Source organism: Gardnerella sp. 26-12, assembly GCF_001660745.1.
In the GTDB taxonomy this organism is placed as follows: Bacteria; Actinomycetota; Actinomycetes; order Actinomycetales; family Bifidobacteriaceae; genus Bifidobacterium; species Bifidobacterium swidsinskii.
In genome coordinates, this window is record NZ_LWSR01000032.1 from 1 (window position 1) to 11,569 (window position 11,569).

At 45.2% G+C, this 11,569-nt stretch carries 8 protein-coding genes and 1 riboswitch; of the genes, 5 read left to right on the forward strand and 3 right to left on the reverse strand.

Annotation, left to right across the window (positions count from 1 at the left end; translation table 11 throughout):
• Positions 1-216: 216 nt before the first annotated feature.
• The 3 genes from A5295_RS02840 to A5295_RS02850 all read right to left on the reverse strand — a co-directional run bounded on the left by A5295_RS02840 (position 217) and on the right by A5295_RS02850 (position 3,932).
• Positions 217-1,140, reverse strand: coding sequence for a sugar ABC transporter permease (locus A5295_RS02840; RefSeq protein ID WP_004104797.1), 924 nt, complete (start codon positions 1,138-1,140; stop codon positions 217-219).
• Entirely contained in the window at positions 1,137-2,543 is a 1,407-nt protein-coding gene (locus tag A5295_RS02845; RefSeq protein WP_064621646.1) for a carbohydrate ABC transporter permease, read from the reverse strand. Before A5295_RS02845 ends, A5295_RS02840 begins: the two co-directional genes overlap by 4 nt.
• Before the next feature lie 159 nt (positions 2,544-2,702).
• On the reverse strand, positions 2,703-3,932 hold the full coding sequence (locus tag A5295_RS02850) for an extracellular solute-binding protein (RefSeq protein ID WP_064621647.1): 1,230 nt from the start codon (positions 3,930-3,932) through the stop codon (positions 2,703-2,705).
• Between the two features lie 258 nt (positions 3,933-4,190).
• Here A5295_RS02850 and A5295_RS02855 point away from each other — a divergent pair, with 258 nt between their 5' ends.
• The 5 genes from A5295_RS02855 (at position 4,191) to thiS (ending at position 11,483) form a co-directional block, all read left to right on the forward strand.
• Positions 4,191-5,891, forward strand: a complete 1,701-nt coding sequence (locus A5295_RS02855) for an alpha-amylase family glycosyl hydrolase (RefSeq protein WP_012914529.1) — start codon at positions 4,191-4,193, stop codon at positions 5,889-5,891.
• Between the two features lie 134 nt (positions 5,892-6,025).
• Complete coding sequence (locus A5295_RS02860) at positions 6,026-6,805, forward strand: TraX family protein (protein WP_033888421.1); 780 nt, start codon at positions 6,026-6,028, stop codon at positions 6,803-6,805.
• A 96-nt stretch (positions 6,806-6,901) separates the two neighbouring features.
• Positions 6,902-9,589 carry a TIM-barrel domain-containing protein gene (locus tag A5295_RS02865; RefSeq protein ID WP_064621648.1) on the forward strand — a complete coding sequence of 896 codons (2,688 nt, stop codon included), beginning with the start codon at positions 6,902-6,904 and terminating at the stop codon, positions 9,587-9,589.
• A 398-nt stretch (positions 9,590-9,987) separates the two neighbouring features.
• Positions 9,988-10,091: riboswitch (TPP riboswitch) on the forward strand.
• The gene (gene thiO / locus A5295_RS02870) at positions 10,083-11,153 is read left to right on the forward strand and encodes a glycine oxidase ThiO (RefSeq protein WP_004104781.1); all 1,071 of its coding nucleotides are present in this window, start codon (positions 10,083-10,085) and stop codon (positions 11,151-11,153) included. Its footprint overlaps the riboswitch before it by 9 nt.
• A 123-nt stretch (positions 11,154-11,276) precedes the next feature.
• On the forward strand, positions 11,277-11,483 hold the full coding sequence (gene thiS / locus A5295_RS02875) for a sulfur carrier protein ThiS (protein ID WP_064621649.1): 207 nt from the start codon (positions 11,277-11,279) through the stop codon (positions 11,481-11,483).
• The last annotated feature ends 86 nt before the right edge of the window (positions 11,484-11,569 follow it).

Sequence of the window (11,569 nt, forward strand, 5' to 3'; positions counted from 1 at the left end):
ATTTACTTATTGTTCTGTTATCAAGTTTTTTATGTTTTGCGGCACTATTTGGCTAAACACGGTAGGGTTTATGCGATAGCCATTATCGTATTAAGTCAAACGGCGAGTGTGTTAAGTTATTTTTTATTTTTTATGTGTTCGTGTTGTCTAGCGAAAGAGAAGGCTGAAACGCTCGAAAGCGTCTCAGCCTTCAGTAGATTTATATCCTGTAAATTATCAGCCTTTAACGGAGCCAGACATGGACTCTTCGTAGAAGCGCTGCATAATAATGAACAGGATTACGATTGGTATGGAAATGCACACAGCACCTGCCGCGAATGCAGCGTACCAATCAGGTAGATACTTTTTGGTAAGCATCTCCATTAATCCGTAAGCAACTGTGTAGTTTTCCTTATTGTCTCTCACTACTGTCTTCACCATAACGAAGTCTAGCCATGGTCCCAAGAATCCAGTAATTGCTTGGAATACAATCATAGGCTTGCAGATTGGAACAATAATCTTCCAGAATACTTGCCACTTTGTGCATCCATCCAAGTATGCAGCTTCATCCAAAGACTTTGGAATAGTATCCATGTAGCCCTTCATAATGTAGAAGCCAGCACCGCTACCTGCAGAATAAACGATAATAAGTGCGATTAATACAATCGAACCTTTTGTTAAACCAAGAGCCTTCAAAATGAAGTAGATAGCAATAACAGCCATGATACCTGGGAACATACCAAGAATCAGAGCAAGATTCATGAATGTCTTGCGCCCTTTGAAACGGAGACGAGACATGCAGAAGGACACTGCTAACACAAACACCAAAGAAATAATGCACACGAAAATTGACACGATCAAAGTGTTGAGGAACATTCGTGGGAAATTAATGTCATCGGTATCGGTAAATAACTTTATATAGTTATTTAGTGAGTATTCAGTTGGGAAGAAGGTTTTCTGATAGGAACCAGTGTTCTTGTTGAAGCTTTCTAACAAAACCCACAAGATTGGAATCAGCCAAATAACTGACAACACCAGCAAGAACAAATGTGAGAAAGTATCTCCAATTACTCTTCTGACATGTTGATCTTTAAGGAAAGAAACACTACGAGTGCTCTTTACAACAGCTTCTTCGTTCTTAGTTGTAGTTTTATCACTCACCGGAATCCCTCCTCATTCTTGTAAGATCCAGAGTTGCGATACGTAATCAGTGCTACGACAGCAAGCACCATGAATGTCAAAATACCAATTACTGCACCTGCGTTGTAGTTTTGCTGGTCAACAGTCAACTTGTAGAGCCATGTGATAAGCAAGTCGGTGCCGCCTGCACTGTTGACTTTGCTACTTGCTGGACCACCTTTTGTTAAGAGGTAAATAACGTTGAAGTTATTGATGTTGCCAGTAAAGGTAGTAATCAAATATGGAGTCATAACAAAGATGATGTACGGCATTGTGACGTTCATGAAACGTTGCCACCAACCTGCGCCATCGAGCTCTGCAGCTTCGTAAAGTTCTGCAGGAACGTTTTGCAAGATACCTGTAATCTGCATGATGGTGAATGGAATACCAACCCAAAGATTGATAAGAATTACCGTCACTCGAGCCCAAGTTACATCCGTAAGGAAAGGAAGTTCCTGATGTATCCAACCGTTTTGCTTAAAGACAATGTTAATAACACCGTTCTGGCTAAGCATATTGTTCATAATAAGCAATGAAACAAACTGTGGAACTGCAATTGTAAGGGAGAAGCAAGTTCGCCACAATCCCTTAAGACGAGTGGACTTTCTATTGATTATCATTGCAATGAACATGCCGAGGAAGAAGTTCAGGAAGGTTGCAAGGAATGCCCAAACAAGAGTCCAGATTAATACGTCAAAGAATACGTCAGCTTTAATTAAATCACTTTTTCCGGTTAAGAATTGAGAAAAAACGTCTAACCCAATCCAGCTGAATTTTTGTTGATGATTCTCGTCATAGCTTGTGAAAGCCATAGAAATCATGAAGAACAATGGCAAAATTGTGAATAACACAATGCCAGCAGTTGGAAGAGTCATAAAACCGACGTGTGCTTTTTCGTCAAGAAGAGTCTTAGCATCATCAATGAAATTAAGTGGCTTCTTGCCGTCTGCCATTACAGATTGCGCTTTGTACGCGCTGCGAAGAGCGAGAGTTGCCAGATATACAAGCAATACAATCGCTAATATCGACATAACTCCATACAGTAAAATTTCTACAGAATTATCGCCTGCACTGTATCGCCAGAATCCGTTGACTTTAACTCTGCCCTGTTCTACTGTGCCAAGAGTGTTGAGTTTTGGAAGATAATCCAATCCAATTGTAAATAAGAATACGAATAAAGTTGCTTCGCACGCTAAGAATATAACGCCTTTGATGTATTGCTTGCGGACAAAATTGCCAAAGCCAAATATGACAACAGAAATCCATGAAAGAATGTCCGCATGTTTTGCAGCCTCTTTCAGTGAATAAGGTGAAGGAGCAAAGCGTTCTGCAGTTGACGTCTTCTTCTGGCGTCTTTCTCGCTTTGTGGATGTCGTGCCAGTCATGACATGCCTTTCATGTAAACAAAATTATTTTGTAGAAGATAAACAATGCGCCCCACCCCTTGCCGGAGCGGGGGCTGGGGCGCATTGTTTTACTCAAAGTGCATAAAACACTGCTTATGCATCTATTTAGATTTGTTGGCTAGAGTAAGTTTTGTTTACTTACTTCTCTAAGCCCTTAGCAAATTCTGCGGTCTGCGCGGCAGCATTATCGCCAGTAATCTTACCGGTGGAGATAGAAGTGCCGAATGCTTGAACTGGATCCCAGAACTTACCCATTTCAGGAATTGCTGGCTGCAAGACAGAAGTCTTAGCAATGGTTTCCATCTGAGCAACAGCAGCTGGCTCTGCCTTTACGCTGTCAGCAAGGGACTTGTCAGAAGGAATTGCACCTTCCTTTTCGAAAGCAATCTGCTGGGACTTCTTGGAGCCCAAGAATGCAGCGAACTTAGCAGCCATCTCTGGAGACTTGGTGTTGGTGTTGTAAGCAACAGCCTTAGAACCAGCGAAGGACTTCATCTGGTGCTCGCCAGACTCAGTCTTGAAGGTTGGAAGAGCAGCTGCAGCATAGTTATCCTTCAAGGCGTCCTTAACCTTGGCTGCATCCCAAGAACCGGAGAACATTGCATCAACGGAGCCGTCCTTCAAGCCAGCCAAGCCGCGACCATTTCCATCAAGTACGAAGTGCTTTTCGTTTCCAACGAGCTTTGTTGCAATGTACTTGGTAACTTCAGCAGCCTTATCACTGAGCTTCATGCCAGCCTTAGCATCGTTTCCATTTTCGCCGAAGAGCGTCATATTGCCATCGAGGTAGAAGCCTGGGAGATACCAAGCATTAGCAAGATCGAATGAAACCTTGCCCTTTTCAAGCATCTTGTCGAGGGACTTAACGTCATCAGCGGAGAACTTGGACTTGTTGTAGTACATGAACCAAGTGTTGCCGGTGTAAGGAACGCCGTAAAGTTTACCGTCCTGAGCGGTAACAGACTTAATCAAAGTATCTTCGTTCTGTTCCTTAACTTGCTTTGTGGCGTCATCGCTTAATTCGCCGATTGCTCCAGCCTTTACCAAGTCGCCGAGCTGATCGTTAGGGAAGAGGAACACATCAGCAGCAGCCTTAGCATCCTGCTTAACAGCCTTAGCAGCGTCTGGTGGTTCAACAACAGCGTTCTTGAAAGTAACGTTTGGATTTTCCTTCTTGAATTCTGCTTCAACAGTCTTAATCCAGCCGCCATCTTTCTGATCGTCAGCAGAACCCCAAACGGTGAGCTGAACAGGTGCTGAATCAGCAGCTTTCTTAGTGCTATTGTTAGTGCTTGAACCGCAAGCTGCAAATCCAAACAAAGTAGCAACTGCAAGACCTGCACCCAGCATCTTCTTAATATTCGTCATCCTTGACCTCCTATATCATGCCAAAAATTGGCATATCATTTGGTGGCGTAGTAACGGACTCCGTTGTGGCGCAACATCGCGATTGCTGCGTAGAGCAGCGTCACAAGTCTCACAAATCCGTTCGTAAGCACTGTGTAGTATACACGGATATCGTGTCGTTTGCAAATGAGTGGCGGGTTAATCTGTATATTTAACCCTATAAATTTTTTCAAGTGGTTGCGTGTAAACTAAGTAGCACAACGCTAGAAGGGTGAAATAATGGCATTATACGATCATGCTCAGTGGCTTAAAGACGCGGTTTTTTACGAAATCTATCCGCAAAGTTTTTGTGATTCCAATGGCGATGGCATAGGCGATATTCAAGGAATTATCGAAAAGTTAGACTATGTAAAATCGCTTGGTTGCAACGCAATTTGGCTTAATCCTTGCTATGACTCGCCTTTTAAAGATGCGGGCTATGACGTGCGCGACTACAAAAAAGTAGCTGCGCGTTACGGAACGAACGAAGATTTAAAGCAGCTTTTTAGTGAAGCTCACAATCAAGGAATCCGCATATTGCTTGATTTAGTGCCAGGTCACACTAGTGAAGAACATGAATGGTTCCGCGAAAGTTCGAAAGCTGAAGAAAACGAGTTTAGCAAGCGATATATTTGGACAGACAGTGCGTTTAGCGGCTATTCTATGCCGTTTATTGGCGGTGAAACTGAGCGTGACGCCACTTATATTCTAAACTTCTTCAAATGTCAGCCTGCATTAAACTACGGTTTTGCACATAGGGATCGAGCTTGGCAATCCGCTCCAGATTCCAAAGAAGCGGCAAAAACTCGCGCTGCAATAGTTGATATTATGCGATTTTGGCTTTCGCTTGGTGCGGATGGCTTCCGAGTCGATATGGCTGATTCGCTTGTAAAAAACGATGACAATAATGGCGAAGGAAGCCTTGGAAAAGACAATACAATTCGCGCATGGCAGGAAATGCTTGGCACTGTAAAAGAAGAGTATCCGCAGGCTGCTTTTGTGTCCGAATGGGGCAGACCGCGTCAGGCTCTTACTGCAGGATTCGACATGGACTTCTATTTGAATTGGCGCTGGGATGGCAATCCTAATGGTTATGCGCGTTTACTTCGTGACGTTGATAACGCTTTAGATAACAATTCTGAGCGCGATCACAGCTACTTTAATGCGCACGGTGGCGGAAGCATTTGCCCATTCTTGGACGACTACTGCCCGCAGTATGAATCAACCTGTAATCAAGGCTACTTTAGTTTCATCACATGCAATCACGATACGCCGCGTCTTGCTCCGCGTCTTGACGATCGTGAGCGTCGCGTGGCTTTCGGCATGATACTCACTATGCCAGGCGTGCCATTCGTGTACTATGGCGACGAAATTGGCATGAAATATCGCGATATCCCAACAAAAGAAGGCGGCTACGCTCGTACGGGCACTCGTACGCCAATGCAATGGGACGATGCAAAGAATTTTGGCTTCTCAATGGCTGCAAAATCTAAATTATACTTGCCTGTTGAAGCGCGAGCAGACGGAAGAACTTGCGCAAATTCTCGAAAACAAGCAGTGGGAAGTGGTGAAATTCCAACTGTTTCTGCGCAAATTAATTGCGAAGATTCCTTCCTTTCGTGGGTGCGCTCGCTTATTGCGCTTCGCCATAGTCGCAAATCTTTGCAAGCTGACGCGTCTTGGAGAGTTTTGTATGCTCCGGTTGACGGCCGCGGCTTTGCTTACGAGCGTTGCGCAAAAGGTGGCGCAGGAGAATCAGCTGTGGAACGAAGCATTGTGGTTATGAACCCAGGTGTAAATAGTGAAACAGTTTCATTAGAAGCATTAGCGAATCTTACGCAAGAATCTGCTTACAATCCATTACTGAAAATTGGAGAAATATCAGTTGATGGTGATTGCTTAACACTCGGCGCTCAAAGTTTTGCAGTGTTTGGAATGTAAATTACAGGTTAGGTAGATACGCGACTACGGATAAAGTTTATATAAACTAGGTATGCGCAAATAAACAAGGACGTGCAATGAGTATTAATAGTGGTAAAGCAATAATGCGTGATAGCGGTAACGCGAATAAGGAAATGCTTGATGCAAACGGCAAACCAATTCGTGCTGACCGTAACATAAAAACTGGAATCACGCTCAATAAACTCAAAATGCTCGGCGCTTTTATGCTTATGCTAGGTGCATTTAGTAACACAGTAATTGCACGAATGTTCGGCGGAACAGTAACCAATAATATGTTTGCATTGACAGTCATATTAGTTTGTGAATTTATAAGCTGGACTGCAGTGCCATGGTATGCGTGGATACTAGTACGCGGATACCATAACACGCATAATTTGAATCTTTACATGTTGAGATTGCTGATTTTAGCAGTGGTTTGCGAAGTTCCATACGATTTGGTGAATTCAAAATGTTTGTTCGACATGCGTTCGCAAAATCCTGTATTTGCAATGGTTATTTCCCTATTCGTACTTTCGAGTATAGATACAATTAGGGAACGTTTAAGCGGATTTAGTAAAGGTTTTGCTATTACCGTGCTTATCATTGCGGGTCTTCTTTGGAATTTGATAGGAAAAGTTTTTGTGCAGCATGGAATTTTCTTCGGCGGCGTAACTTTGCTTATTTTCGTACTTCTTTTTGAATTATTAAAAAAGCGCGAAATTACTATGGAGATGACTGCAGGAATGTTCGGCGCTATGTCGATGCTTACACCTGGTATTGGTGTAGCTGTGTTGCATTATCGTAGCCCTTATGGTGATGGTCCTAAAAACTCGACGACGTTCCGTTGTGTTATGTATGCGTGGTATCCGCTGATGTTGATCATTGCGTCAGTGTTTGCAGTATACATTCATTAAAGTTATAAGTTGTAAGCAAACAAAATAATACATAAAATAATACATAAAATTGTTAATAAGCAAAGTTGCAAGGTAACAGCAGAGATGTGCAGTAGTATGGACTCTTCCAAGTTGGGAATTTTTTATAAGTACGCAACTGATTCAAATGCAAAGGCGCAGGATAGTCAGGTAATTAAGGGCGAAAAGTGGCGAATTACGGTTATTACAGATTCGCTTATTCGTCTTGAATGGAGCGATGATGGAAAGTTTGTTGACAATCCTACGCAAACTGTAATCTGCCGCAATTTTGCTCACAAAAGCGCGGACGCTCAGCCGCAATTTAGTGCGCGCACAAACGAAAATGAATGGCTGGAAGTCGAAACTGAAAAGCTGCATCTTACTTATAATTGCGAAGCTTTTAGCAAAGAAGGTTTAAGTATTGTTGTGCGCGGAGTGCCGTGCACGCAGTTTAATACGTGGCATTACGGCGACGCGTGCCCGGGAAATCTTCTTGGAACTTTTAGAACTTTGGATCAGGCGAATGGCCCGGTAAAACTTGGTAAAGGAATACTTTCGCGCGACGGATGGTCTATTTTAGACGATTCTGCAACTTGCGAAATTGCTCCGGCTGAGGAAATAAATGGCAAACCAAACCCGTATGGGGCTTGGGTTAAGTCGCGTGCGCAAAAAGTTAGCGAGCAATCAGGTAGATACAAGGACTTGTATTTCTTCGGTTACGGACACCGCTATATTCAAGCAATTCAAGACTTTTATAAGCTTACGGGCGCTCAGCCGCTGCTGCCACGTTTTGCGCTAAGCAATTGGTGGAGCCGCTACTATCGCTACCGTCAAGACGAATATTTGCAATTGCATAATCGTTTTAAGCGCGAAGGCATACCTTTTAGCACGGCTGTTATTGACATGGATTGGCATGTTACTGATGTTGATCCGAAGTATGGATCCGGTTGGACGGGCTATACGTGGAACGAGGAACTTTTCCCGGATCATCGTGCTTTTTTGCGTAAACTTAACGCTGCTGGATTGTCTCCAACTTTGAACTTGCATCCGCGCGACGGCGTGCGTGCGTTTGAAAAAGATTATGCGCAAGTTGCGCAAGATGCTGGCATTGATCCGGCGAGCGGTAAAGCTGTGGAATTTGATTTAACGAACCCGCAGTTTGTGAAGGCTTACTTCAAGATGCATCATCGTATGGAAGATGAAGGTGTGCGATTTTGGTGGATTGACTGGCAGCAGGGGGGAGTGACGCGCGAGCCTGGCTTGGATCCTCTTTGGATGCTGAACCACATGCATTATGAGGACGCTGCGCGCGAAGGTCGCTGGCCTATTACGTTCTCTCGTTATGCTGGCCCTGGTTCGCATCGCTACCCAGTTGGATTCTCGGGAGATACCGTTACTACTTGGGATTCGCTTGCTTTCCAAACGTACTTCACTTCTACAGCTTCCAATATTGGCTACGGATGGTGGAGTCACGATATTGGCGGACACATGCTTGGCGTTAGAAATAACGAGTTGGAAGCGCGATGGTACGCTTTCGGCGCGTTTAGTCCTATTAATCGTTTGCACTCGACTTGCTCGCCATTCGCTGGAAAAGAGCCGTGGAATTTCCCTCGGGAGACTCGCGAAGCAATGGTGAAGATGCTTCGTTTGCGCGCGGAACTTTTGCCATACGTTTATACGATGAATTATCGCGCGGCTTTTGATGGCAGGCCGATTATTGAGCCAATGTACTGGCAGTCGCCGGAAGTTGGAATGGCTTACGAAATTCCTAACGAGTACCGTTTTGGAAGCGAGCTTATAGTATCGCCGATTGTTTCGCCTAACGACGCGGCTGCTTTGCGCGGATGTACTGGAGTTTGGTTGCCGGAAGGCGATTGGTACGATTTGTTTGACGGACGCAGGTATGTGTCTCGCGGCTGGAATGGCCGCAGATTTGAAGCGTGGCGTTCACTTGACCGCGTGCCGGCTTTTGCGCGCGCTGGAGCGATTGTGCCTCTGCAAGTTTTGCCGGAAGTTGCAGATTGCGAGCGTAGTGCTGAGACCGCTGAATCTGTTAATAGCATTGAAAATCCGCGGGCTTTGCGAGTTCTTGCATTCCCTGGAGCTGACGGCGAATTTGTGATGCGAGAAGATAACGGCGATTTTGCTGCCGCGTCTGCTGGAAATACTGCTAATACACGTATGAATTTTGTGTGGCGAGACGGCAATGGTTCTTCGCAATTTATTATTTCCGGTGTTGCAGGATGTGATGCTGCCGTAGAATCTGTGCCGCAAAAACGCAACTGGAACGTTGTATTTAGAGGAGTTGCTTGCATAGATTTTGCTCACGTGCGCGTGTTTGTTGGGAGCCGAGAGCTTAACGCAAGCGAGTTTGCGGTTTCTTACGAAGGCGAAGAGGCGACTTTGAGCTTGTCGGTTTCTGTGAAAGACGTGCCAGCTCGTTCGGAAGTTTGCGTAATTGTTGACGGTGGATTGCAAATCGCTGCCGACCCTAAAGTTGGCGACGCTTACCGATTCCTGCTTCAAGCGCAAGTGCCGTACAGAGGCAAGGAAATGGCTTTTGATGCAGTGCGAGATTCTGGCGGAAGTGCAAGTGCTATTGCTGAAATCTCAACTCTTGAATACGAGAACGAATCGGAAGCAGAAAAGTATCGCAACAGCGTTGATATGCTTAACGCTTACGCAACCGACCAGCCTTCCGTAGTTAAGTGGGCGCAATGGCGTTGCACACTGCCTGTTTCGGTAAAGCACGCGCTTGAGGAGATTTTGCTGCGCTCGGTTGAGTAATTCCGTCAGCGCGAGCGCGACGACCTGCCTGAGCGCATAGAGCGTAGCGCGCGAAGGCAACTCGGAGCGGAAACTCGCTTAAGTTGGAAGTCCAGTGGACTTCCAACTTAAGCGAGTTTCGCGCGCGAGCGTAATCCGCGCGAGCGCTGTCTGCGCCAGTAACGAAAAAACGGAGTTATACGTTACTCGCGCAGAAACCGTACTGCGTCAGTAGCGAAATTGCTTAGTTTTGCGATTTGACATGCCATCTCAATTAACCAATTTTTCACAGAAGTGCTAGAATACTACACGGTAGTGTGACGAAAATCACATATTTTCGTTGCGTCTATCTGTAGCGTTTGTAATATCGCTAAAGTTGGCAATATTACAGCTTTACAATCGCAGTTTTGAAAGTCAAAGCTACGAAACGCGGGAGCTTGTTCTATACAGGCTGAGAGGGCGAAAGCCGACCGTAAACCTGATGCGGGTAATGCCGCCGTAGGGAAGGAGTATTATGCGAAATATTCGTATTATTGGTGCAGGTATTATTGGTTTAGCAACAGCGTGGAGACTTACGGAAGCTGGCGTAAAAGTTAGCATAATTGATCCAGATCCAGTCTCGGGCGCTTCTCACCATGCTGCTGGCATGTTAGCTCCTACCGCAGAAATGCAATATCAGCAAGAAGCGTTGTATCCTCTTATGTTTGAGTCTGCAACTATGTATAAGGAATTGGTTGATTCGGTTGCAAAGTACACCGATAAGCCAACTGGCTACTTAGAGTGCGGCTCTTACGTAATTGGCGGTGACGCTGCAGATAACGAGCACGTAAACGAGTTGCTAAACTTGCAGCATCGTTACGGCCGTAGAGCTGAGCATATTTCTGTGAGTAAGCTTCGTGAGATTGAGCCTGCTCTTTCGCCAACTATTGCTGGCGCTGTAAGCGTGCCGGACGACCATCAAATCAACCCTCGTCTTTTCACTGCAGCAATGATTGATGCACTCGAAAAGCGCGGTGTTGTTATTGAGCGTCGCGCAAGCACTCCAGACGATTTGGGTCCAGACACAGTTTTGGCATCCGGCTTGGGTGCTAAGGATATGCTTCCTCAGCTTAAGCTTCGCGCTGTGTGGGGCGATATGATTCGTATGACTATTCCAGAGCCTTTGCGCCCAATTTTGAGCTCTGTGGTTCGTGGATTTGTGCATGATCGTCCAGTTTATTTGGTTCCTCGCGCTAAGGAAACAGGCGAGCTTGTGCTCGGTGCTACTTCTCGCGAAGATGACCGCGATATTCCAAAGGTCGGTGGCGTGCTTGACTTGCTTCGCGATGCCGCAAGCGTGCTTCCTGGCATTCAGGAATGCTCGATTACTGAGGTTACTGCTGGCGGTCGTCCTGGAACTCCAGATGATTTGCCATTCATTGGCATTGATCCTAAGACGCACACCACGATTTCCACCGGTTACTTCCGTCACGGCATTTTGCTCACCGCTTTAGGCTCTTCTTTGACTACAAAACTTGTGCTTGAGCAAGAGTTGACTGAGAAGGAAAAGGGCTTCTTGGAGAGCTGCAATCCTGCACGCTTCTAATCGCTAATTTCAGTGAATTCGCTAGATTTCGCCGCGAATTGTGTGAAGTGTTCCAATATAGACGTAAGTGTGATGCAGAAAGTACTTTTAGTAATTCAGCTTTTAGTTAGTAAAGGTTAGATTATGCAAATCGTAGTCAATGGTGAAACTGTTGAAGTGCAAGACGGATTAACTGTTGCTCAGCTTATTGCGCAACGTTATGGTTCGGATGCAGGACCTGGTATAGCGGTCGCAATTGGCGACGATGTGCTTTCTCGCTCGCAATGGGAATCAGCCGTCATATGTGATGGGAATCAAATCGAGATTCTTAGCGCAGTTCAAGGCGGCTGAAACACCACAAAATTAAGCGTGAAATTAGTGCGCTTAATTATTTAATTTTAATTAAGTTTAAATATTAAATAAAAGGCTGTCTCTTA

Excerpts from the sequence above, each read along its gene's own strand:
- A5295_RS02850 (WP_064621647.1), bottom strand. The coding sequence starts at position 3,932 with ATGACGAATATTAAGAAGATGCTGGGTGCAGGTCTTGCAGTTGCTACT.
- thiO (WP_004104781.1), top strand. The coding sequence starts at position 10,083 with ATGCGAAATATTCGTATTATTGGTGCAGGTATTATTGGTTTAGCAACA.
- A5295_RS02845 (WP_064621646.1), bottom strand. The coding sequence starts at position 2,543 with ATGACTGGCACGACATCCACAAAGCGAGAAAGACGCCAGAAGAAGACG.
- thiS (WP_064621649.1), top strand. The coding sequence starts at position 11,277 with ATGCAAATCGTAGTCAATGGTGAAACTGTTGAAGTGCAAGACGGATTA.
- A5295_RS02855 (WP_012914529.1), top strand. The coding sequence starts at position 4,191 with ATGGCATTATACGATCATGCTCAGTGGCTTAAAGACGCGGTTTTTTAC.
- A5295_RS02865 (WP_064621648.1), top strand. The coding sequence starts at position 6,902 with ATGGACTCTTCCAAGTTGGGAATTTTTTATAAGTACGCAACTGATTCA.
- A5295_RS02860 (WP_033888421.1), top strand. The coding sequence starts at position 6,026 with ATGCTTGATGCAAACGGCAAACCAATTCGTGCTGACCGTAACATAAAA.